At 70.1% G+C, this 22,426-nt stretch carries 22 protein-coding genes; 4 read left to right on the top strand and 18 right to left on the bottom strand.

Going from position 1 to position 22,426, the window contains the following annotated elements:
• Positions 1-163: 163 nt before the first annotated feature.
• Positions 164-736, top strand: coding sequence for a type IV toxin-antitoxin system AbiEi family antitoxin (locus tag DEJ29_RS09310; protein WP_181438100.1), 573 nt, complete (start codon positions 164-166; stop codon positions 734-736).
• Positions 737-1,061: 325 nt separating this feature from the next.
• Here the strand turns inward: DEJ29_RS09310 and DEJ29_RS09305 are convergent, their stop codons facing one another.
• Positions 1,062-3,386 carry a RelA/SpoT family protein gene (locus tag DEJ29_RS09305; protein WP_228513657.1) on the bottom strand — a complete coding sequence of 775 codons (2,325 nt, stop codon included), beginning with the start codon at positions 3,384-3,386 and terminating at the stop codon, positions 1,062-1,064.
• 270 nt (positions 3,387-3,656) lie between these two features.
• On the opposite strand from DEJ29_RS09305, the gene DEJ29_RS09300 reads away from it, so the two are divergent.
• Positions 3,657-4,340 carry a hypothetical protein gene (locus DEJ29_RS09300; RefSeq protein WP_146248276.1) on the top strand — a complete coding sequence of 228 codons (684 nt, stop codon included), beginning with the start codon at positions 3,657-3,659 and terminating at the stop codon, positions 4,338-4,340.
• Positions 4,341-4,425: 85 nt separating this feature from the next.
• Here DEJ29_RS09300 and DEJ29_RS09295 read toward each other — a convergent pair whose 3' ends face one another.
• The 16 genes from DEJ29_RS09295 to ybaK all read right to left on the bottom strand — a co-directional run bounded on the left by DEJ29_RS09295 (position 4,426) and on the right by ybaK (position 20,685).
• Positions 4,426-4,773, bottom strand: a complete 348-nt coding sequence (locus tag DEJ29_RS09295) for a rhodanese-like domain-containing protein (RefSeq protein WP_111094003.1) — start codon at positions 4,771-4,773, stop codon at positions 4,426-4,428.
• Positions 4,773-5,777 carry a protein translocase subunit SecF gene (gene secF, locus DEJ29_RS09290; RefSeq protein WP_111094002.1) on the bottom strand — a complete coding sequence of 335 codons (1,005 nt, stop codon included), beginning with the start codon at positions 5,775-5,777 and terminating at the stop codon, positions 4,773-4,775. The genes DEJ29_RS09295 and secF overlap by 1 nt, the downstream gene beginning before the upstream one ends.
• Positions 5,777-7,528, bottom strand: coding sequence for a protein translocase subunit SecD (secD, locus tag DEJ29_RS09285; RefSeq protein ID WP_111094001.1), 1,752 nt, complete (start codon positions 7,526-7,528; stop codon positions 5,777-5,779). Before secD ends, secF begins: the two co-directional genes overlap by 1 nt.
• A gap of 91 nt (positions 7,529-7,619) precedes the next feature.
• Positions 7,620-8,021: a preprotein translocase subunit YajC gene (locus tag DEJ29_RS09280; RefSeq protein ID WP_051596726.1), complete on the bottom strand. Its 402-nt coding sequence runs from the start codon at positions 8,019-8,021 to the stop codon at positions 7,620-7,622.
• A 90-nt stretch (positions 8,022-8,111) separates the two neighbouring features.
• Positions 8,112-9,155, bottom strand: a complete 1,044-nt coding sequence (ruvB, locus tag DEJ29_RS09275; RefSeq protein WP_110863742.1) for a Holliday junction branch migration DNA helicase RuvB — start codon at positions 9,153-9,155, stop codon at positions 8,112-8,114.
• Positions 9,152-9,772, bottom strand: a complete 621-nt coding sequence (gene ruvA, locus DEJ29_RS09270; protein WP_071403844.1) for a Holliday junction branch migration protein RuvA — start codon at positions 9,770-9,772, stop codon at positions 9,152-9,154. Before ruvA ends, ruvB begins: the two co-directional genes overlap by 4 nt.
• Positions 9,769-10,416, bottom strand: a complete 648-nt coding sequence (gene ruvC, locus DEJ29_RS09265; RefSeq protein ID WP_035808297.1) for a crossover junction endodeoxyribonuclease RuvC — start codon at positions 10,414-10,416, stop codon at positions 9,769-9,771. The genes ruvA and ruvC overlap by 4 nt, the downstream gene beginning before the upstream one ends.
• A gap of 2 nt (positions 10,417-10,418) precedes the next feature.
• Positions 10,419-11,186 carry a YebC/PmpR family DNA-binding transcriptional regulator gene (locus DEJ29_RS09260; RefSeq protein ID WP_017887357.1) on the bottom strand — a complete coding sequence of 256 codons (768 nt, stop codon included), beginning with the start codon at positions 11,184-11,186 and terminating at the stop codon, positions 10,419-10,421.
• A 119-nt stretch (positions 11,187-11,305) separates the two neighbouring features.
• On the bottom strand, positions 11,306-11,917 hold the full coding sequence (gene pdxT, locus DEJ29_RS09255) for a pyridoxal 5'-phosphate synthase glutaminase subunit PdxT (protein WP_111094000.1): 612 nt from the start codon (positions 11,915-11,917) through the stop codon (positions 11,306-11,308).
• Positions 11,907-12,827 (bottom strand): pyridoxal 5'-phosphate synthase lyase subunit PdxS, encoded by a 921-nt coding sequence (pdxS, locus tag DEJ29_RS09250; protein ID WP_111093999.1) that lies wholly within the window; start codon positions 12,825-12,827, stop codon positions 11,907-11,909. The genes pdxT and pdxS overlap by 11 nt, the downstream gene beginning before the upstream one ends.
• Positions 12,828-12,840: 13 nt before the next feature.
• Entirely contained in the window at positions 12,841-13,494 is a 654-nt protein-coding gene (locus tag DEJ29_RS09245; RefSeq protein WP_258375866.1) for an HIT family protein, read from the bottom strand.
• Positions 13,494-15,515: a threonine--tRNA ligase gene (gene thrS, locus DEJ29_RS09240; RefSeq protein ID WP_111093998.1), complete on the bottom strand. Its 2,022-nt coding sequence runs from the start codon at positions 15,513-15,515 to the stop codon at positions 13,494-13,496. The genes DEJ29_RS09245 and thrS overlap by 1 nt, the downstream gene beginning before the upstream one ends.
• A gap of 123 nt (positions 15,516-15,638) precedes the next feature.
• Complete coding sequence (locus tag DEJ29_RS09235) at positions 15,639-16,181, bottom strand: adenine phosphoribosyltransferase (RefSeq protein WP_017887364.1); 543 nt, start codon at positions 16,179-16,181, stop codon at positions 15,639-15,641.
• A gap of 252 nt (positions 16,182-16,433) precedes the next feature.
• Entirely contained in the window at positions 16,434-16,667 is a 234-nt protein-coding gene (locus tag DEJ29_RS09230; RefSeq protein WP_138803336.1) for a hypothetical protein, read from the bottom strand.
• An 829-nt stretch (positions 16,668-17,496) separates the two neighbouring features.
• Entirely contained in the window at positions 17,497-20,103 is a 2,607-nt protein-coding gene (locus DEJ29_RS09225) for an ATP-dependent Clp protease ATP-binding subunit (protein WP_111093997.1), read from the bottom strand.
• A 96-nt stretch (positions 20,104-20,199) separates the two neighbouring features.
• Positions 20,200-20,685 carry a Cys-tRNA(Pro) deacylase gene (ybaK, locus tag DEJ29_RS09220; protein ID WP_071244681.1) on the bottom strand — a complete coding sequence of 162 codons (486 nt, stop codon included), beginning with the start codon at positions 20,683-20,685 and terminating at the stop codon, positions 20,200-20,202.
• A gap of 66 nt (positions 20,686-20,751) precedes the next feature.
• Here ybaK and DEJ29_RS09215 point away from each other — a divergent pair, with 66 nt between their 5' ends.
• Positions 20,752-21,045 carry a hypothetical protein gene (locus DEJ29_RS09215; protein WP_111093996.1) on the top strand — a complete coding sequence of 98 codons (294 nt, stop codon included), beginning with the start codon at positions 20,752-20,754 and terminating at the stop codon, positions 21,043-21,045.
• 61 nt (positions 21,046-21,106) lie between these two features.
• Positions 21,107-21,844 (top strand): YidC/Oxa1 family membrane protein insertase, encoded by a 738-nt coding sequence (locus DEJ29_RS09210; RefSeq protein ID WP_111093995.1) that lies wholly within the window; start codon positions 21,107-21,109, stop codon positions 21,842-21,844.
• On the opposite strand, the gene DEJ29_RS09205 is transcribed toward DEJ29_RS09210, so the two are convergent.
• Positions 21,841-22,056: a hypothetical protein gene (locus DEJ29_RS09205; protein WP_027465592.1), complete on the bottom strand. Its 216-nt coding sequence runs from the start codon at positions 22,054-22,056 to the stop codon at positions 21,841-21,843. The two genes, DEJ29_RS09210 and DEJ29_RS09205, sit on opposite strands and share 4 nt — an antisense overlap.
• Positions 22,057-22,426: the final 370 nt, after the last annotated feature.

Below are 22,426 nucleotides of genomic sequence, written 5' to 3'. Positions count from 1 at the left end.
GGCGCGCGGGCGCGGGTGGTCGCGTCGTCGACGTGGCCCACGCCGTGGACGTGACCGGCGACGGCCTGGAGGCGCGGTGCGGGCCCGCCACGGGCCTCCCGGCCGGTGGGTGGCTTGTCCACAGGCCTGTCGGTCGCGTGCGCAGGTCGGGCAGGATGTGCGGGTGCCCCGCCCGCGACTGCTGACCAGTGACGACTGGCCGGAGCCCGAGCTGCGTGCGGCGGTCCTGGCCGGCGAGCTGGTCGCCGTCGGTCCCTGCTGGGCCTCCCCCGCTGAACCGCAGACGCCGTCGTTGCGCGCCGCCGCTGCCGCCTGGGTCCTGCGGGACGCGCGCCTGATCGCCTGCACGCTGACCGCCGCGTGGATCTGGGGTGCGGTGTCCCGGCCGCCGGCGCCGCTCGAGGCCTGCATCCCGCCGCAGGTGCGCGTGCACGTCGGGCCGGACGTCCGCCTGCGGGAGGTCCGGATCGACGTCGACGACACCGTCGAGCGCTCGGGGCTGCGGGTCACGCTGCCGGCGCGGACCGCGGTCGACCTGCTCCGGACGCCGGGGCCGACGGCCGGTGCGTTCGGGGAGGCCGAGGCGACGGCCGTGCACGGGCTGCTCGCGATCGGGGTGGTCACGGCTGCCGAGCTGCAGGCGCGCCTGAGGTCCCTCGGGACGATCCCCATGGTGCGGCAGGCCGAGCGGCGGTTGCGGGGGCTGCAGGGCGCGGCTGGGGGTGCTGTGCGGTAGGGCGTCGCGCGCGCGGGGTGAGGGTGCAGGTGGTCACAACACCCCGCTCACGTCCGCCGAGTGGTCACGAAGCGTCGGTTGGCAGGGCCGCAGTCGACGGTTCGTGACCGGTCAACGGTGCCCACGCGACGAGTCGTGACCGGTCGACGGGCTGGAGACACGGGAGGCGCGGGGCGGGGCCGCCACGGGCCTCCCGGCGCGGCGCGTGCGGGCGGTCAGGACACCCCGCTCACATCCGTCGAGTGGTCGCGGACTGTCGGTTGGCGCGGCTGCAGCCGACAGTTCGTGACCGGTCGGCGGACGGGCCGCGCGGGGCGCTGCCGTCCTAGCCGGCGCTGACGCGGTAGACGTCGTAGACAGCGTCGATGCGTCGCACCGCGTTCAGCACCCGGTCGAGGTGGATGGTGTCGCCCATCTCGAACACGAACCGGCTGAGCGCGAGACGGTCGGACGAAGTCGACACCGTCGCGGACAGGATGTTCACGTGGTGGTCGGTCAGCACCCGGGTGACGTCGCTGAGCAGGCCCGACCGATCGAGCGCCTCGATCTGGATCTGCACCAGGAACACCGACTTCGACGACGGGGCCCACTCGACCTCGATCATCCGGTCGGGCTCGTTCATGAGCGACTTCACGTTGGTGCACGACGACTGGTGCACGGAGACGCCCTGGCCACGGGTGATGAAGCCCACGATCTGGTCGCCCGGCACCGGGGTGCAGCACTTCGCGAGCTTCACGAGGATGTCGGGCGCACCGCGGACCAGCACGCCGCTGTCGCTCGTGCGCAGCTGCCGACTGGTGACCTGGCGCGGGAACGCGAGTTCGGGTTCGTCGGTCTCGGTCTCGGTCTGGACATTGCCGAGGACCTTCTCGATCACCGACTGCGTCGAGACGTGGCCCTCGCCGATGGCGGCGTACAGGGCGGAGACGTCCTCGTACCGCATCGACGAGGCGACCTCGGCGATGCTGTCCTGGCTCATGATGCGCTGGAGCGGCAGGTTCTGCTTGCGCATCGCCCGGGCGATGGCGTCGCGACCCTGCTCGATCGCCTCTTCGCGGCGCTCCTTGGTGAACCACTGCTTGATCTTGTTGCGCGCGCGGGGGCTGCGGACGAACTGCAACCAGTCCTGCGAGGGGCCGGAATCGGGGTTCTTCGACGTGAAGATCTCGACGACGTCGCCGCTGGACAACTGGCTTTCGAGCGGGACCAGGCGGCCGTTGACCTTCGCACCCATCGTGCGGTGGCCGATCTCGGTGTGCACGGCGTAGGCGAAGTCGACCGGGGTGGCTCCGGCGGGGAGCCCGATGACCTTGCCCTGCGGCGTGAAGACGTAGGTTTCCTTCGCGCCGATCTCATAGCGCAGGGAATCGAGGAACTCGCCCGGATCGCTGGTCTCGGCCTGCCAGTCGGTGATGTGGGCGAGCCACGCCATGTCCTGGTCGTCCGTGGTCGACGAGGTACCGGCGTCACGGCCGGCAGCACGCTGCTTGTACTTCCAGTGGGCGGCGACACCGAACTCGGCGCGCTGGTGCATCTCGTGCGTGCGGATCTGGATCTCGACCGCACGACCCTGCGGTCCGAGCACCGTGGTGTGCAGCGACTGGTACAGGTTGAACTTGGGGGTCGCGATGTAGTCCTTGAAGCGACCGGGCAGCGGGGTCCAGCGGGCGTGCACCGAGCCGAGCATGGCGTAGCAGTCGCGCACGGTCGGCACGAGCACGCGGATGCCGACGAGGTCGTAGATCTCGTCGAACTCGCGACCCCGCACGATCATCTTCTGGTAGATCGAGTAGTACTGCTTCGGCCGGCCCATGACGTCGCCGCGGACCTTGGCGGCCTTCAGGTCCTTCTTCAGGGTCCCGATGACGTTCTGGACGAACTGCTCGCGCTTCGGCTGGCGTTCCTTGACCAGACTGTCGATCTCGACGTAGAGCTTCGGGTGCAGGACCGCGAACGACAGGTCCTCGAGCTCGAGCTTGATCATCTGGATGCCGAGCCGGTGCGCGAGCGGCGCGTAGATCTCGAGCGTCTCCTTCGCCTTGCGCGTGGCAGAGGTCGACTCGACGAAGCCCCACGTGCGGGCGTTGTGCAGTCGGTCGGCGAGCTTGATGACGAGGACGCGGATGTCCTTCGACATCGCGATGACCATCTTGCGGACGGTCTCGGCCTGGGCACTGTCGCCGTACTTGACCTTGTCGAGCTTCGTGACGCCGTCGACGAGCATCGCGATCTCGTCGCCGAAGTCGGCCCGCAGCTGGTCGAGCTGGTAGTCGGTGTCCTCCACCGTGTCGTGCAGGAGCGCAGCCGCGATGGTGATCGTGCCGATGCCGAGGTCGGCCAGGATCTGCGCGACCGCGACGGGGTGCGTGATGTACGGCTCACCGGACTTGCGCTTCTGCCCGTCGTGCGCGCGCTCGGCGACCGAGTAGGCCCGCTCGATGAGCGTCACGTCGGCCTTGGGGTGGTGCGAGCGGACCGTGCGGATCAGTGTGTCCACGGCGCCGGCCGGTTGGGCGCGCGAGAACAGGCGCGGCAGCAGGGAGCGGAGGGAACCGAGGTTGCCGGTGGTGTTCGGACCGATCGGGCTCGAGGGCCGCGGGGCGGAACCCGGGCGGCTCGGCGCGGACGGCTCTTCGCGGGTGTCCGTCATGATGCGCCTCCTCTGGCCAACCTGCTCGATCCACCAAGCCTACGCGTGTCGTAGAGCGCTCCGTGACTGGGTTCGCCCTGAGCGCGAAGCTGGGGTGTGGTGCGCTCGATGAGGGGGTCGGCCACCCTGAAGGGTTTTACAGTCCGGCATGCAAGTCGTTCGATACATGTTGACTCTCGGTGCATCGCGACAATAGCGTCGGAATCAGGACGAGAAGGGGTTCGTCCATTACGAAGGCGTCAATGCTGACGCCCTTTCTGGGGAGAAAAAATGAACAAGAAGAAAGCGCTCGCCATCTTCGCCGTGCCCGTCGCAGCAGCCCTGCTCGCACTTGGGGCAGCGCCAGCAAATGCTTCGACGGCTGACCACAACACGGACGGCGGCTACGTGATCGCCGATCCGTCGGCCGCTCGAGTGACTGCGGACGGGGTGTTCTTCCCCACGGGGAAGATCGGTGCGGATACGGTCGTGGTCATTCCCGAGGCCGACGGTTCACTGCCGAACGGCCTGACGAACGCCAAGCTCGGGAAGCTCTACGGAGCACGCCGAGCACTGCCCGCTTCCGCACAGGAGCAATCGACGACGCCACTCCAGGTCAGCGCGGCTGCTGCGTCGAACTACGCCTACCTCGCCTCGAGCGCGTCGAGTTGGTCCAAGGCGTTCGCTGGACCGAACATCATCGGTGCCGACACCGGGGTGAAGGTCAAGTACCGGTTCACGGTTGCGTCCTCGACGTCTCAGACGAACGCGGGACAGGGCCTCGGCTACTACCGCGGGTACAGCGGCAGTGAGTTCGGCACCTGGTCGAAGTGGTACAACCTCGGCGTCGCTGACACGAGGACACCGGGCTTGACCAGCGTTCCGTGGGGAAATGTCGCAGCGCAGGCGAAGTTCCGCGCCAAGTGCGCGACATCGACGATCTGCAGCGGATCGTTCTCGGCAAGCGGAGTCTGATCCACAGACGATGAGGCGGCACCCCAGCCAGGGTGCCGCCTCATCGTGTTTGTACCTCGGGACGCGCTTCGGTCGCTCCCCGCCGTCAGCCGTTCACCTGGGACGCAGCGGTCCCGTCGCGCTCCACCGGTGCCCCCGCCTGCTCCCAGGCGAGCATGCCGCCGGAGAGGTTGACGGCCGGGACCCCCGACTGCTCGAGCGCCGCGACGATGCGCGACGAACGGCCGCCGGAGTGGCAGACGATGATGGCCGGCTGGTCGCCGCCGTCGATCTCCTGCCAGCGGTCCACGAACTCCGACATCGGCACGAGCGTGGCCTGGGGAGCGTGGACCTCGTCCCACTCCCCCTGCTCGCGGACGTCGAACAGGCGGGCTCCGGCGTCGATGCGGCGCTGGGCCTCGGCGACGTCGATCTCCTGGATCTCGATGGGCATCAGACGTTCGCCTCCGCTGCGTCGACCTCACGCCGGCGCTTCTCGGCCGCCGCGGTCTTCTTGGCGTCGGACTCCTTGATCTTCGGCTCGTTCTCGCGCAGCTGCGCGTACATCGGCGACGCGATGAAGATCGTCGAGTAGGTGCCGACGATGATGCCGATGAACAGCGCGAGCGAGATGTCGCGCAGGGTACCGGCGCCGAGCACGTACGACCCGATGAAGAGGATCGCCGCGACCGGCAGCAGTGCCACGACCGAGGTGTTGATCGATCGGACGAGGGTCTGGTTGACCGCGAGGTTGACCGACTGCTTGAACGTCCGGATCGATTCCTGCGCGGTGTTCTCACGCACCTTGTCGAAGACCACCACGGTGTCGTAGAGCGAGTACCCGAGGATCGTCAGGAAGCCGATGACCGCCGCGGGCGTGACCTCGAGCCCGACGATGCCGTACACGCCGGCCGTGATGAGCAGGTCGTGGAGCAGCGCCGCCATCGCGGACAGCGACATCTTCCAGGTGCGGAAGTACAGCGTCATGAAGACCGCGGCGAGGGCGAGGAAGATCACGAGACCACGGATGGCCTGCGCGAGCACGTCGGCACCCCACGTCGCGCCGATGAAGGTCGCGGCGACCTGGCTCTCCGGGACGTCGTAGGCCTTCGCCAGGGCGTCCTGCACCTCGGTCGTCTGCCGGTCGGTGAGCTGCCCGGTCTGCACGCGGATGCCGTGCGTGCCGAGCTGCGAGACGCGCGGGATCGACTCCGGGACGACGTCCTCGACGGTCTCGGTGGCGAGGTTCTGGTCGAGCGTCTTGACGTCGGAGATCGTGAACTCCGAGCCGCCGGTGAACTCGATGCCGAGCTGGTACCCGTCACGGAGCCACGGGGTGACGAGCGAGATCACGATCATCGCCAGGGCGATGAGGTACCAGGTCTTCCGGCGCCCGATGATGTCGTACGACCGCTTCCCCGTGTAGAGGTCGCTGCCGAACTGGCTGAAGCTGGCCATCAGTCGTCCTTCCCGTCCGGCGTCGAGCCGTTGTCGCCGGAGGCCTGCTGGGCCTTCCGCTCCGCGATCGTCTGTCGGCGCTGTGCCTCACCGGCACTGCGCTGGCGCTTGCCGTCCACGACGGGTGCGCGGAACTGCGCGCGCCCCCGGTAGACGGCACCGAGTGCTGCCGGGTCGAGACCACTGAACCGGTGCCCCTCGCCGAAGAACCGGCTGCGGGCGATGAGCTGCATCATCGGGTGGGTGAAGAGCGCGACCACCACGATGTCGATGAGGGTCGTGAGGAGCAGCGTGAACGCGAAGCCCTTCACGTCGGCGACCGCGAGCACGTAGAGCGTCACGGCGGCGAGGAAGTTCACCGCGTCCGACGCCAGGATCGTGCGGAGGGCACGCTTCCAGCCGGACTCGACCGCGCTCTCGAGGGCACGGCCGTCACGGAGTTCGTCACGGATGCGCTCGAAGTAGACGATGAACGAGTCCGCCGTGATGCCGATGGCGACGATGAGACCCGCCACACCGGCCAGCGAGAGGCGGTAGTCGACGCGCCACGACATGATCGCGATCACCAGGTAGGTGAGCACCGCGGCGATCCCGAGCGACAGCACCGTGACGAACGCCAGGGCCCGGTACTGGATGACCGAGTAGATGATCACCAGGATCAGACCGATCAGACCGGCGATGAGGCCACCGATGAGCTGCGCGGTGCCGAGTGTCGCCGAGATGTTCTCGTTCGACTGCACCTGGAAGTTGATCGGCAGCGCACCGTACTTGAGCTGGTCGGCGAGGGTCTTGGCAGACTCGGCGGTGAAGTTCCCGCTGATCTGCGCCTTGCCGTTGGTGATCGCCGAGTTCGTCGTCGGGGCTTCGATCACCGTGCCGTCGAGCACGATCGCGAACTGGTTCTGCGGCTGCTGGAGCGACACGAGACGGTTCGTGACGGTGCGGAAGTCCTTCGAACCCTCGCCGTTGAACGTCAGGTTGACGGCCCACTGGCCGGTCGACGTGCCCTGCGAGTCGGTGGCGAGACCCGAGGTGGCGTTGCTGACGTCAGCTCCGAGGACCTCGACCGGACCGAGGATGAACTTCGCCGCGCCCGTCTGGTCACAGGTGACGAGGGGCTCGTCATCGGGTGCCGCGGTGATGTCGTCCGGCGCTGCACAGTTGTAGTTGGTGTAAAGGTCCTGCAGCTTCGGCGTGACCCAGTTCAGGTCGCTCGCGTTCGACGGCTTCGCGCTCGGCGTCGCGGCGAGCGATGCCGGGGGCGAGTAGGGAGTCGGCGACGCGGTGCCCTTGCCGTCGCCACCGACGGCCGAGCTCGATGCAGCCTCGGTGAAGAGCACCGGGCGGAAGGTCAGCTTGGCTGCGGCCTCGATGCGGTCGATCGTGGCCTTGTCGGGGCGACCCGGGATCGAGACGACGATGTTGTTCGCGCCCTGGGTGTTGATCTCGGACTCGGAGACACCGGTGGCGTCGATGCGCTGGCGGATGATGTTCACCGCCTGCTGCAGCTGCTGCGAGGTGACGGAGTCGCCCTCGGTGTTCTGCGCCGCGAGGGTCAGCTGCGTGCCGCCCTGCAGGTCCAGAGCCAGCTCCGGCACCCAGCTCGCGCCCTGGTACCACTTGTCGGTGTCGTCCTTCGAAGAGCCGGCGAGGATCGACGCGGCGGTGTTCACGCCGGCGAGGATCGCCATCAGGATCACCAACCAGGTGAGCGAGCGCAGCGCCTTCTTGACGGGTGTCGATCGTGCCACCGGTCGTCTCGTCTTTCTGTTCAGGACCGTCGGCACACCGTGCGACGGCAAGAGGAAGCCGCCGGATCAGACGACCCGGCGGCCGAGGGCGTCAGTCGTCGGACTTGCGCTTCGTGGCGTCGGTCTCGTCGACGCGGTCGGTGTCGACACGCTCGCCGTAGACCGGCTCACCGTTGAGCTCGGCCACCGGCTTCGGCTCGTCCTCGGTGGTCGTGGTGGTCTCGACGTCGGACGCGTTGTCGTCGACGACGCGCGACAGGGTCTGGCGGTGCACGGTGACGATGGTCCCCGGTGCGATCTCGACGTCAGCGGTGACCTTCTCCTCGTTCACGGAGAGGAGCGTGCCGTAGAGGCCGAAGGACAGCATGACCTTGGCGCCCGGGACCATCTTGTCCACGAGTTCGGCCTGCTGCTTCTTGCGCTTGCGGCTGTTGTAGAACATGAAGGCCGCGAACGCCACGACGATGACGATGAGGATGACTTCTTGACCCATGATGCGTTGCCTTCTCTGGTTGCTCGGTTTCGGGCCGTAGCAGTCTAGGGCACGCCGGTGTCCGTGGCATGTCACTCGACTGATCGGCGTTCAGTCGTCGGTGTCCTGGTCGTCGAAGAGCCCCGGCTGCCCGCCGTCGCCCTGCCCCGGGGTGAGGCCGAGGTGTCGCCAGGCACGTGGTGTGGCGATGCGCCCGCGGGGGGTACGGGTCACGAGCCCGACGCGGACGAGGAACGGTTCGACGACCGACTCGATGGTCTCGGACTCTTCGCCGACGGAGACGGCGAGGGTGTTCAGACCGACCGGGCCCCCATCGAACCGGGTCAGCATGATCTCGACCACGGCCCGGTCGAGCCGGTCGAGCCCGAGTTCGTCGACGTCGTACAGGTCGAGCGCACCCTGGACCGCGGCCATGCCGTCGGTGGTGCGGTGCACGAGGGCGTAGTCGCGCACCCGGCGGAGCAGGCGGTTCGCGATGCGTGGGGTGCCACGGGAGCGTCCGGCGATCTCGCGCAGGGCGGTCCGGTCGATGTCGAGTTCGAGCAGGTGGGCCGCACGGATCAGGACCTGCTCGAGTTCGTCCTTCTCGTAGAACTCGAGGTGGGCGGTGAACCCGAAGCGGTCGCGCAGCGGGTTCGGCAGCAGGCCGGCCCGGGTGGTGGCCCCGACGAGCGTGAACGGCGCGAGGTCGAGCGGGATGCTCGTGGCACCGGCGCCCTTGCCCACCATCACGTCGATGCGGAAGTCCTCCATCGCCAGGTAGAGCATCTCTTCTGCCGAGCGGGCCATGCGGTGGATCTCGTCGATGAACAGCACTTCGCCCGGGACCAGGGACGACAGCACGGCGGCGAGGTCACCGGCGTGCTGGATGGCCGGGCCGCTCGACATGCGCAGCGGTCGCCCGGTCTCGTGCGCGACGATCATCGCGAGCGTGGTCTTGCCGAGGCCGGGAGGACCCGCCATCAGGATGTGGTCGGGCGTGCGCTCCTGCATGCCCGCGGCCTTGAGGAGCAAGTCGAGCTGCCCGCGGACCTTGCGCTGCCCGACGAACTCGTCGAGCGAGCGCGGACGGAGCGCACCTTCGAACGCGAGTTCCTCCTGCGACTCGGCGCCGGCGGACGTGATGCCGCTCACCGGCCGGCTGCCGCGGGTCGCAGGGCGCCGAGGGCGGCGCGGAGCAGGGCCTGGGTGCCCATCGCGGCGGCACCGGGCTCGTTGGCGACGGCGTCGTCGACCGCGGACTGTGCCGCGTCCTCGCGCCAGCCGAGGCCGATGAGCGCCGAGACGACGTCGACCGCGGCGGGGTGCACTGCGGTCCCCCGTGCTGCCGCGACCACGGCTGCCTGCTCGAAGGCCACGAGCTTGCCGGAGAGCGCGACGATGATGAGCTTGGCGGTCTTCGGGCCGATGCCGGAGACCTTGCGGAAGGCACCGTCGTCCTCGTTCGCGACGGCGTTCGCGATCTGCGCCGGGTCCATGTGGGCCAGGACGCCCATCGCGGACTTCGGGCCGACGCCGGAGACCCCGCGGAGCAGGTCGAACACCTGCAGGGCGTCGGTCGACTCGAACCCGAAGAGCAGGTGCTCGTCCTCGCGCACGATCATGGCGGTCCGCACGAACACCTCGGAACCGTGGCGCATCGTCAGCGCGTGCGCGGGGGTCACGGTGACGGCGTACCCGACTCCCCCGACCTCGATCACCACGGCCGAACCGGCGATGTCGATGCAGGTGCCCCGGAGACTCGCGATCATGCTCCGAGCCTAGGGCCGCCCACCGACGACGCCGACCTGCCACGCTGCGGGCGGGCCGCGGCGGCCGCCGCGCGGGCCAGCGGCGAGTCGACGGTGCCGCCCTGGGCGTCCCGCCAGGCACGCTGTGCCGGGGTGAGGTTCGTGGCACGCGAGCCGGCGGCGTCGGGTGATCCGAGCCTCCAGGCATGGCACACGGCCAACGCGAGCGCGTCGGCGGCGTCGGCCGGCTTCGGGGCCTCGTCGAGACCGAGAACGCGCGCGATCATGGTCTGCACCTGACGCTTGTCGGCGTTGCCGTAGCCGGTGACGGCGGCCTTGACCTCGGACGGGGTGTGCAGGCCGACGGGTAGGCCGCGGGCGGCCGCGGCGTGCAGCGCCAGGCCGGCGGCCTGCGCGGTGCCCATCACGGTGCGGACGTTCGCCTGCGCGAACACCCGCTCGACGGCGACCGCATCCGGGTGGTGCTCGTCGATCTCGGCGGCGATGCCGTCGGCGATGCGAAGCAGCCGCTGTTCGAGCGGCATGTCCGGCGGGGTGCGCACGACCGTCACGTGGACGAGCCGTGCGCGCCGGTTCGGTGCGACCTCGACGACGCCGACGCCGCACCGGGTGAGCCCGGGGTCCACCCCGAGCACACGGAGCACGGTTACTCGCCCTCGTCCTCGTCGAGCTCGGCCTGGACGTCCGCGGGGATGTCGAAGTTCGAGTAGACGTTCTGCACGTCGTCCGAGTCCTCGAGCGCGTCGATCAGGCGGAACACCTTGCGGGCGGTCTCGGCGTCGACCGGGACCTTGAGGCCGGGCACGAACTCGGCGTCGGCGGAGTCGTAGTCGATGCCGGCGTCCTGCAGGGCGGTGCGGGCGGCGACCAGGTCGCTCGCCTCGGTGATGATCTCGAAGCCGCCGCCCTGGTCGATGACGTCCTCGACACCGGCGTCCAGCACCGCGGTCATCACGGTGTCCTCGTCGAGGCCGTCGGTCTTCGTGACCGAGATGACGCCCTTGCGCGAGAAGTTGTAGGCGACGCTGCCCGGGTCAGCCATGGTGCCGCCGTTGCGCGACATCGCCGTCCGGACCTCGGCCGCGGCACGGTTCTTGTTGTCCGTGAGGCACTCGATGAGCATCGCGACGCCGTTGGGGCCGTAGCCCTCGTACATGATCGTCGTGTACTCGATGGTCTCGCCCGTGAGACCCGCACCGCGCTTGACGGCGCGGTCGATGTTGTCGTTGGGGACCGAGGTCTTCTTCGCCTTCTGCACGGCGTCGACCAGGGTCGGGTTGCCGGACATGTCGGCACCGCCCATCTTCGCGGCGACCTCGATGTTCTTGATCAGCTTGGCGAACGACTTGGCACGGCGCTGGTCGATGACCGCCTTCTTGTGCTTGGTCGTTGCCCACTTGGAATGCCCGGACACGGTTCTCCTTGCGTCTTGCGGAAAGTCCCGCTCAGTTTAGCGGCCCTGTGGGCCGAACACCGGCCTGGAGGCGCGGCGCGGCTTCCGTCCCGTCGGTGCGGCGGGTGGACGGTCACGCCTCAGGCGCTGCGCACCAGGTCGAGGAACCGGCGGTGGAAGCGGTCCTCGCCCGCGACCTCGGGGTGGAACGCACTCGCGATGACGTTGCCCTGCTGCACGGCCACGACCTGGCCGTCGGGCAGCACGCCGAGGACGTGGACGTCGTCGCCGCGCTGCTCCACGACGGGGGCCCGGATGAACACCGCGTGCACCGGGGCCTCGCCGAGGTCGGGCATCGGGATGTCGATCTCGAACGAGTCGTTCTGCGCACCGAACGCGTTGCGGCGCACGGTGGTGTCGAGCACGTCGAGGGTCTGCTGGCCGCTGATGCCGTCGGTGATCCGCGACGACAGCATGATCATGCCGGCGCAGGTGCCGTAGGTGGGCAGGCCACCGCGGATCGCGTCGGCGAGGGGCTCGGCGACGCCGAACGCGCGGGACAGCTTGTCCATCACGCTCGACTCGCCCCCGGGGATCACGACGCCGTCGAGGGTCTCGATCTCCTCGGGGCGACGGAGCGGCACCACGTCGGCGCCGAGCTCGGTCAGCGAGGCGATGTGCTCACGGAAGTCACCCTGCAGCGCCAGGACCCCGATGCGGGGCCGAGCGCCGCTCGTCGGACTACCAGCCACGCTCGGCGAGGCGGTGCGGTGCGGGGACGTCGGCGACGTTGATGCCGACCATCGCCTCGCCCAGACCACGGGACACCTCGGCGATGACCTTGGGGTCGTCGTGGAAGGTCGTCGCCTTGACGATCGCGGCGGCACGCGCTGCCGGGTCGCCGGACTTGAAGATGCCGGAACCGACGAAGACACCGTCGGCACCGAGCTGCATCATCATCGCGGCGTCGGCCGGGGTGGCGACACCACCGGCGGTGAAGAGGACGACGGGGAGCTTGCCGGTGCGGGCGACTTCCTGCACGACGTCGATCGGGGCCTGGAGCTCCTTGGCGGCGACGTAGAGCTCGTCGTCACGCAGGTTGCGGAGCGCCGCGATCTCCTTGGTGATGGTGCGGATGTGCTTGGTGGCCTCGGACACGTCACCGGTGCCGGCCTCGCCCTTGGAACGGATCATGGCCGCGCCCTCGGCGATGCGACGGAGCGCCTCGCCCAGGTTGGTGGCACCGCAGACGAACGGGGTGGTGAACTTCCACTTGTCGATGTGGTTGAGGTAGTCGGCCGGCGACAGCACCTCGGACTCGTCGATGTAGTCGACACCGAGCTCCTGCAGCACCTGCGCCTCGACGAAGTGGCCGATGCGGGCCTTCGCCATGACGGGGATCGACACCGCGGCGATGATCTCCTCGATCATCGAGGGGTCGGACATGCGTGCGACGCCGCCCTGCGCGCGGATGTCGGCGGGGACGCGCTCGAGGGCCATGACGGCGGTCGCACCGGCTTCTTCCGCGATGCGGGCCTGCTCGGCGTCGACGACGTCCATGATCACGCCGCCCTTGAGCATCTCGGCGAGTCCGCGCTTGACGCGGTCGGAGCCGGTGATCGAGGTGCCAGGGGTGCCGGAGGTGCTGGTGCTGTCGCTCATGATGCCGACCAGTCTAGTGCGCCCGGGGCCACCCGTCGGCGACGAGTCGACGGGTCTCGCCGAGCAACTGCGACATGGACTTCGTCCGGGCGATGATCGGGAAGAAGTTCGCGTCCGACTGCCACCGCGGGACGATGTGCTGGTGCAGGTGTGCGGCCACGCCGGCACCGGCGACCTCGCCCTGGTTCATGCCGATGTTGAAGCCGTCGCAGTGCGAGACCTCGCGCAGCACCCGCATCGCGGTCTGCGTCAGCTCGCCGATCTCGCGCAGCTCGTCAGGCGTCGCCTCGTCGTAGAGCGGGACGTGGCGGTACGGGCAGACGAGCAGGTGCCCGTTGTTGTACGGGAACAGGTTGAGCAGCACGTAGGCGTGCTCACCCCGGGCCACGATCAGGGCGTCCTCGTCGGACATCCGCGGGGCTTCGCAGAAGGGGCAGTCGTCGTCGTGCCCGCGACCCCGGCCTTCGCGGCCGGCGTCGATGTAGGCCATCCGGTGCGGGTTCCAGAGCCGCTGGAACGCGTCCGGGACGGCTGCGCCGGTGGCCGCGTCGCGGATCACCAGCGGATCGGTGTCCGCGCCTTCGGAGGGCGCGGCGGCGGTGGGGCCGGCCACGTCGTCGACGTGACCGGTCCCACCGGCCTGCTCCGGGCCTCCCGACTGCGCCATCAGACCTGCGTGCGCTCGCGGATCGCGGTGAGGATGCGGTCCACGGCCTCGTCGACGGGCACCGCGTTGTCCTGGCGACCGTCGCGGAAGCGGAAGCTGACGGCGCCGGCATCGCGGTCGTCGCCACCGGCGATGAGCTGGAACGGCACCTTCGCCTTGGTGTGCGTGCGGATCTTCTTCTGCATGCGGTCGTCCGAGTGGTCGACCTCGGCGCGGACGCCGTGCGCGCGGAGCTTCGCGATGACCTCGTCGAGGTAGTCGCCGTACTCGGCCGCGACCGGGATGCCGACGACCTGGACGGGCGACAGCCACGCCGGGAACGCGCCCGCGTAGTGCTCGGTGAGGACCCCGAAGAAGCGCTCGATCGAGCCGAACAGCGCGCGGTGGATCATCACCGGACGCTGGCGGGAGCCGTCGGCCGCGGTGTAGTCGATGCCGAAGCGCTCGGGCAGGTTGAAGTCGAGCTGCACGGTCGACATCTGCCAGGTGCGGCCGATGGCGTCGCGGGCCTGCACGGAGATCTTCGGACCGTAGAACGCGGCGCCGGCGGGGTCGGGGACGAGCTCGAGGCCGGACTCCTCGGCGACCTGGCGCAGGGTCTCCGTCGCCACGTCCCAGACCTCGTCGTCACCGACGTACTTCTCCGGGTCCTTCGTCGACAGCTCGAGGTAGAAGTCGTCGAGCCCGTAGTCGCGCAGGAGCGAGAGCACGAACGCGAGGGTCGTGGTCAGCTCCTCCTTCATCTTCTCCTGCGTAGTGAAGATGTGCGCGTCGTCCTGGGTCAGGCCGCGCACGCGGGTGAGGCCGTGGATGACGCCGGACTTCTCGTTGCGGTACACCGTGCCGAACTCGAACATCCGGAGCGGCAGGTCGCGGTAGGAGCGGGGCTGCGACCGGTACGCCAGGATGTGCATCGGGCAGTTCATCGGCTTGAGGTAGTAGTCGGCGCCCTGCCGGGTGACGTTGCCGTCCTCGTCCTTCGCCTCGTCCATGTGCATGGCCGGGAACATGCCGTCCTTGTACCAGCCGAGGTGCCCGGAGGTCTCGAACAGGTCGCCCTTGGTGATGTGGGGCGTGTAGACGAACGAGTAGCCGTTCTCCTCGTGCCGACGGCGCGAGTAGTCCTCCATCTCGCGGCGGATGATGCCGCCCTTCGGGTGGAAGATCGCCAGGCCGGAACCGATCTCGTCGGGGAACGAGAACAGGTCGAGTTCGGCGCCGAGCTTGCGGTGGTCGCGCTTGGCGGCTTCCTCGAGGCGCACCAGGTACGCCTTGAGCTGGTCCTTGTCGGGCCAGGCGGTGCCGTAGATGCGCTGCAGCTGCGGGTTCTTCTCCGAGCCGCGCCAGTACGCGGCGGCGACGCGCATGAGCTTGGCGGCGTTGCCGATCCAGCGGGTGTGCGGGACGTGCGGGCCGCGGCAGAGGTCCTGCCAGAGCACCTCGCCCGACTTCGGGTCGACGTTCTCGTACACGGTGAGCTCGCCGGCACCGACCTCGACGCTCTCGCCGGAGTCACCGTCGGATGCCGCACCCTTGAGGCCGATGAGCTCCTGCTTGTAGGGCTCCCCCGCCATCAGCTCGCGTGCCTGCTCGTCGGTGACGACCACGCGACGGAAGCGCTGGGCCTGCTTGACGATGCGGTCCATGCCCTTCTCGATCGCCTTGAGGTCCTCTGGGGTGAAGGGCTCGGCGACGTCGAAGTCGTAGTAGAAGCCGTCGGTGACGGGCGGCCCGATGCCGAGCTTGGCGTCCGGGTTGATCTGCTGCACGGCCTGCGCCAGCACGTGGGCGGCCGAGTGGCGGAGGATGTCGAGCCCGTCCTTCTCCTGCAGGGTGACGGCCTCGGCGGTCTCGCCGGCCTGCACGTCCGCCGCGAGGTCCTTCAGGACACCGTCGACACGGATCGCGACGACGCCGCGCTCACCGTCGAAGAGCTCGGTGCCGGTCGTGGTCGTCGTCGCGGTCCGGGGCTCGGGTGCCTTGGGAAGCTCGGCGGGCGCGGGTGCGACTGACTCGGTCACGATGATGGGACTCCTCGATCGAAATGGTGCGTCAAGACTAGTGCGAGACGTGCTCGCGTGCGGACGCCGGGGACGCGCTTGTGGAGAGAACGGATGCCGCCCCGACCGCGCGGTTGCCCGCGCTCAGGCCGGGACGGCGCCGAGCGTCGCGACGGGCAGCCGCGGCTCGAGACGCTCGCGCCCGTTCAGGCCGTCGAGCTCGAGCAGAGCGGCGAAGCCGATGGCCTGGTACCCGGCACGTTCGAGCAGCGTGATGGTCGCAGCGCCGGTCCCGCCGGTGGCCAGGACGTCGTCGACGACGAGCACCCGGGTGCCGGCCGGCAGCTGGCCGGGGCGCAGTTCGAGCTCGGCCTCGCCGTACTCCAGCGCGTACTGCTCGCTGAGGACCTCGCCGGGGAGCTTCCCCGCCTTGCGCACGGTGAGCACGCCGACCTGGTGCTGGGCGGCGATGCCCCCGGCCAGTGCGAAGCCCCGGGCCTCGATGCCGGCGACCGCGTCGAACCCGGCTCCGACCGCGAACGGTGCCGCGAGTGCTTCGCACACGCGGCCGAACGCGACGGCGTCCGAGAACACCGGCGTCACGTCACGGAAGAGCACCCCCGGCTTCGGGAAGTCCGGCACGAGGGCGGTGAGGCGTTCGACGAGTGCAGCTGCGGTTTCGGTCACCCGCCAACGGTACGGGAGGCCCGGGGTGCGTCCGACACGTCGGCGCACGGTGCGAGGGTGGTCGCCTCGTGCGGGGCCGGCCGATCGCGGCACGGTGCGGGTTCGGTCGGACGGTCTGCCGCAGGTGGCTCGGTGCGAGGTTGTTTCCTCGCACCGAGCCGTTCAGTCCGCACGGGCTTCGGAACGACGCACGGTGCGTGCGTGCTTGACGCCGACGACAGCGCCGGCGCCGCAGCGCCGCAGCGCCGCGGGTCAGCGCCACATCCGCATGGCGGCGCCCTGGGTGATCCAGTCGGCCTCGCGCTGCTGGCGTTCGCGCTCCATGCGGGCCAACGTGGCGAGGTCGACCTCGGGCCGCTCCTTGCGGGTGCGTCGGCTCCAGATGATGAGCGACATCCCGACTCGGAGTGCGATGCGGTCGGCGAGTGAGACCCGGCGGCGCACCGCGCGGGTATCGGGTGGACGGGTGGTGGTCTTCGTGGACACGGTGTTCCCCTTCAGGGCACGGCAGAGCTGCCCGGGTGTCGGGCAGGACGAATCCGCCCGGGTTGCGGGCAGTAGGAAATGAATGCGTGAGAATGCACTCCGGGATGGTCCGGAAATGTTCGGACAACGATCGCGGAATGCTTGTCGACACCGAGAGCGTCGCACTGTCCACCGACATTCTTCCGGCGTCGTCCGCGCAGATCGGACGGCACGCACCAACGTGCCGTCGAGCCGCTCAGCGGATGAACGAACCGGTGCTGCGCGAGCCTGATCGGCTCAGCGCAAGGTGCCCGGAGGCACAGGTGTCAGGAGAGTGGGACGCCCCGGGTCAGCGGACGCGGAACGGGGTACCGACGCGTCCACGGATTCCACGGAACGGAGTGGTTGCGGAGATCATCATGGTCGGCCCCCTTTCGGTCTCGAGCTGGCGGAGTCGTCCGGGTCGAATGTTCGACCGTTCGCGACGAGTGAACACTATCGGCACCGCAATTCGGAGCGCAACCCCTTTTCCGGAAAACATCCGGAATTGCATTCCCGAACAGGCTGATCACGGTGCGAGGTTCGTGTTCTCGTGTCGACGAGCAGGCCCCGTGCCGAGTTCCCGGCGTGCACCGGAGCCGGGTCTCCCGGCTGCACCGTGCGTCGTCCGCGGACCGGTGGCAGCCCGCGCGCTCGGTGCGGGATCACAGGCCTGCACGGTGCGGGCAACCTCGCACCGTGTGACGGAGCACGCACGGCGCGCGGCGGCGGCGCGCACCGCGGGCGTCCGCGCGCGCCGAAGGCCCGGTACCGAATCGGTACCGGGCCTTCGTGTGCACGTGCGACCGGACTAGACCGCCGCGTGCTCCGCGACGCGCGCCGTCAGGGCATCGCCCTCGACGTCGATCCGCACGGTGTCACCCGCGGTGACCCCGCCCTCGACCACCAGGGTCGCGATGCGGTCGTCGACCTCGCGCTGGATGAGCCGACGGAGCGGGCGGGCGCCGTACTCCGGCTCGTACCCGTGCTCGGCGAGCCAGTCGACCGCCGCGTCGGACACCGACAGGAGCATGTCCTGTGCGACCAGCCGGAGCGCCGTGTCCTGCAGCAGCAGCGACACGATCGACGCGATCTGGGACCGGTCGAGCTTGCGGAACAGCACGATCTCGTCGATGCGGTTGATGAACTCGGGCCGCATCGCCTCGCGCAGCTTGCCCATCACGCGGGCCCGCAGGTCGTCTTCGGCGTAGCCGTCCGTCGCACCGACCGGGGAGAACCCGAGCGCTCCCGAGCGGGAGGCCAGGAACTCCGAGCCGATGTTCGACGTCATGATGACGACCGTGTTCCGGAAGTCGACCGTCCGCCCCTGCCCGTCGGTGAGGCGACCATCGTCGAGCACCTGCAGCAGCAGGTTGAAGACGTCCGGGTGGGCCTTCTCGACCTCGTCGAGCAGGATCACCGAGTACGGGTTGCGGCGGACACGCTCGGTGAGCTGGCCGGCCTCGTCGTAGCCGACGTACCCGGGAGGGGCACCGACCAGGCGGGAGACGGTGTGGCGTTCGCCGAACTCGCTCATGTCGAAGCGGAGCATGGCGGACTCGTCACCGAACAGCGACGACGCCAGGGCCTTCGCGAGTTCGGTCTTGCCGACACCCGTCGGGCCGAGGAACAGGAAGCTGCCCACCGGACGACGCGGGTCGCCCATGCCGGTCCGGCTGCGCCGTACCGCCTTGGCGATCGCCCGCACGGCGTCGTCCTGGCCGACGACTCGGTCGTGCAGCTCGGACTCGAGCGCGGCGAGCCGCGTCTTGTCGGCCGAACCGAGGCGGGTCACCGGGATCCCGGTGGCACGTGACACCACGGCGGCGATGTCGGCCTCCGTGATCGACGTGTCCGCGGATTCCGGACGGGAGGGGCGGGTCGCGTCCGCCGACGAGGCGGCGGTGATCCGGGCCTCCAGTCCGACGATCTCGTCGCGCAGGTCGGACGCTTCCTCGTAGTGCTCCTCGGCGACCGCGCGGTCCTTGCGGGCCGTCAGGTCGGCGACCTGGGCACGCAGTGCCTCGACGTCGATGTCACCCGACAGGGCGAGGCGACGGCGTGCACCGGCCTGGTCGATGAGGTCGATGGCCTTGTCCGGCAGGTGCCGGTCGGTCACGTAGCGGTGCGAGAGCTCCACGGCGGCGCGCAGGGCGTCGTCCGAGTAGGTCACGCCGTGGTGCTCGGCGTAGCGCGGGGCGAGGCCGGTCAGGATCGCGACGGCGTCCTCGACGTTGGGCTCCCCCACCGTGACGGGCTGGAACCGGCGCTCGAGCGCGGCGTCCTTCTCGATCCGGCGGTACTCGTTGAGCGTCGTCGCGCCGACCAGGTGCAGGTCTCCGCGGGCGAGCCGGGGCTTGAGGATGTTGCCGGCGTCCATCGAGCCGCCCTCGCCGCCGCCACCGGCGCCGACGACGGTGTGGAGCTCGTCGACGAAGACGATGAGCTCGTCGGCGTGCGCCGCGATCTCGTCCATCGCCGTGGTGAGGCGCTCCTCGAAGTCGCCGCGGTAGCGGGTGCCGGAGAGCATGCCGGGCAGGTCGAGTGCGACGACCCGCTTGCCCTGGAGCAGTGCGGGGACGTCACCGTCGACGATGCGCTGGGCGAGGCCCTCGACGATGGCGGTCTTGCCGACACCGGGCTCACCGATCAGCACCGGGTTGTTCTTGGTGCGGCGGAGCAGGATCTCGACGGTCTGCTCGATCTCGTCGGCGCGGCCGATCACCGGGTCGACGTGCCCGTCACGGGCGCGCTCGGTCAGGTCGGTGCCGAACTGGTCGAGCGTCGGGGTGTCGCTGTCGGTGGCCTGGTCGGCATCGACGGCGTTCGGTGTTCCGGGCATGGGGCGCCCCTCTCGTGCTGCTGCCGCGGCCTGCTGGGCGTAGTCCTGCATGACCTGCGGGGTGATCCCGGCGCTGGCGAGCAGCTGGCCGGTCACGGTCTCCTGGTCCATCACGAGCGCGAAGAAGACGTGCTCGGGGTCGGTGTAGGTGCTGCCGAAGCCCCGCGCGGCCTGCGTCGCCTCGACGAGGATGCGCTGGGCGGTGCCGGTCAGTGCCGGGCGGCCGGTCTGCTCGGCCAGCGGCTCGTGCGCCATCGGCAGGCGCTGCTCGATCTCCTCGGCGAGTCGCTGGGGATCGACCCCGGCGGAACGCACGACGGCGTCGAACGGTTCGGTGCGGACGAGCACGTGCAGGATGTGCAGTGCGTCGATCTCGCGCTGCCCCTGCGCGACCGCGTACTCGGCGGTGTGCTGGAGCAGCTCGTGGGTCCGGCGGCTGAGCAGCCGGGTGATGTCGACCGGTCGACCGAACGCGCGGACGCGCTGCTGGTCACCGGTGCGCTGTGCCGCGAGCAGGCGGGCGAGGAACTCGTCGAACGAGTCGTTGCTACCGGTCGGGCCGAACGTCTCTGGCAAAGGGACCTCCTGGGGAACTTGAGTGCCTTCGACTCAATGCAACGCAGGAGGGTCCGGGTCATTCCCGGGTGCCGAAAGAACTTGCGGCGACTCGACTCAGGTCCGCGCGATGGGTGCGGCGACCGCCTCGGTGATCCGTGCGAGGTCGGTCGGTGCCACCTCGACGTCGAAGCCGCGACGTCCGCCGGACACGAAGATGCTCGCGTACGACAGCGCCGACTCGTCGAGCACGGTGCGGAGCCGGGTCTTCTGGCCGACCGGGCTGATCCCGCCGACCACGTAGCCCGTGCGCTTCTCGGCGAGGGCGGGATCGGCCAGCGTCGCCTTCTTGCCGCCGACCGCGGCGGCGATCGCCTTGAGGTCGAGCCGGTTCGCCACCGGCACGATCGCGACGGCGAGGGTGCCGTCGACGGAGACGACGAGGGTCTTGAAGACCTGCTCCTCGCGCAGCCCGAGGGCGGCGGCCGCCTCTTCTCCAAAGTTGGTGGCGCTCTCGTGGTGCTCGTACACGTGCGGCGTGTACGGGACCCCGGCCGCCTCGAGCGCGACGGTCGCTGGGGTGCTCGGCGAACCTGCGGTCATGCCGTGATCCTCCCCCGCCGCACCTTCCGGTCCTCGACGGCACGCGGGCGTTACGCTGAACGGACCATGACCGCCGTCCTCCTGCTGCTCCGCGCCACCGCCGCGCTGGTGCTCGGCGACCCGGCCCCCGGGGTGCTGCCCCTGCTGGCCGTGGCGGCACTCGGGCTGACCGCGGTCGCCGTGACCGTCGTCGTCGCCCGGCTGCTCGTCGCGGTGCTGGCAGCCGTCCTCGGGGTCGGATCGGCATCCGTGTCGGACCGGTCGGCGGTACCCGACCTGGTCACCCGGATCGGGTGGAGCCACGCCGACGCGGACGGCCACGTCCGCTCACGGGCACCGGGGGTCGCGACCCCGGCCTGACCACCGACCGGTGGCCGGGCCGCTCGCGCACCCCGCTGACCCACCACCGATCGGAACCGTCATGGACCTGTCCACCCTGCCCCTCGTCGGCCCGCTGCTGCACGGCGGCGCGGACCTCGTCACCGCCCTCACCGCGGCGCTCTCCCCCGTCGCCGGCTCGTTCGCCGCGGCGATCGCCGTCGTGCTCCTCACCCTGGCCGTCCGCCTGGTGCTCGTCCCGCTGTCCGTGCTGCAGGTGCGGGCCGAACGGGACCGCCGGCGCCTCGCACCACAGCTCGCGGCGCTGCGGAAGCGCCACGGCCGCGACACCCAGCGGCTGCAGCGAGCGGTGCAGCAGCTGTACACCGACGAGAAGGTCTCGCCGCTGGCCGGCTGCCTGCCCGTCCTGGCGCAGGCACCCGTCGTGTCGCTCGTCTACGCCCTGTTCACGCACGCCTCGATCGGCGGCACCACGAATGGCCTGCTCGACGCGACGCTCGTCGGGGTCCCGCTCGGCCACTCGCTCGTCGTCACCCTGACGTCGCCGCTGTGGGTGCACGCCTGGGTGGTGCTGGTCCTGCTGGCGGTGCTCGCGGTCGTCGTCGAGCTCAGCCGCCGGTCGAACGCGCACTGGAACCCGGTGCCGGCACCGGAGCCGGGCGTCCCCGGCGCCGCCGCGACCGCCGCCGTGGGTCGGTACGTGCCGTTCGTCACGGTCGTCTTCGCGGCGATCGCACCGCTCGCCGCCGCGCTCTACGTCGTGACGAGTGCGGCCTGGACCTCCGGCGAACGCGCCGTGCTGCGACGGGTGGTCCGCTAGCCGCCCTGGCCCTCCTGCTGCGGTCCCTGGTCGACCGGGTCGTACTCGGTGCCGCGGCCCTGCTCCTCGTCGGCGGTCGGCACGTGGCGTTCCGTGCCCGCGCCGCCGGGGCTGGTGGCGACGTAGTCGGCCTCGCCGGACTGGGTGTCGTGGCTCAGCGGCTCGAGGGTCTCGGCGTCGGCGTCGTGCTGCGGCATGGGGTCGGTGCTCATGCACCACGCCTACTCCCTCGTTCTGGGTGCGCGCGCACGGCTGTGCGGTGCCACGATGGACCTGTCCACGCGACCGGCAGAGCGGGAGTGCGCATGGCCCACGACGACGTGGCAGCGGAACGGGCACGGCTCGAGGCCGTCGCCTGGGGAGCAGGATCGAGCCCGGCGGACGCGGCGCGTGCCCGGATCGCGCTGCAGGACCTGGAACGCGGACGACGACCCCGCACGCGTGCGGGGTCGACGGCGCGGGATCCCCTGCCGGGAGGCCCGGGTCCGGTCCGGACGTCCGTCCCGTCCGCGACGGGGTCGGGTCCAGGGCCCGCGCCGGTGCCCGTGTCTTCGCCCGCTGACGCCTCGGTCGTGTCCTCGC

Origin of the sequence: Curtobacterium sp. MCPF17_021, from assembly GCF_003234605.2 — a bacterium.
GTDB classification, from domain to species: Bacteria; Actinomycetota; Actinomycetes; order Actinomycetales; family Microbacteriaceae; genus Curtobacterium; species Curtobacterium flaccumfaciens.
Note: the sequence above shows the minus strand (reverse complement) of the source record. Positions and strands in the feature narration are given on the sequence as shown.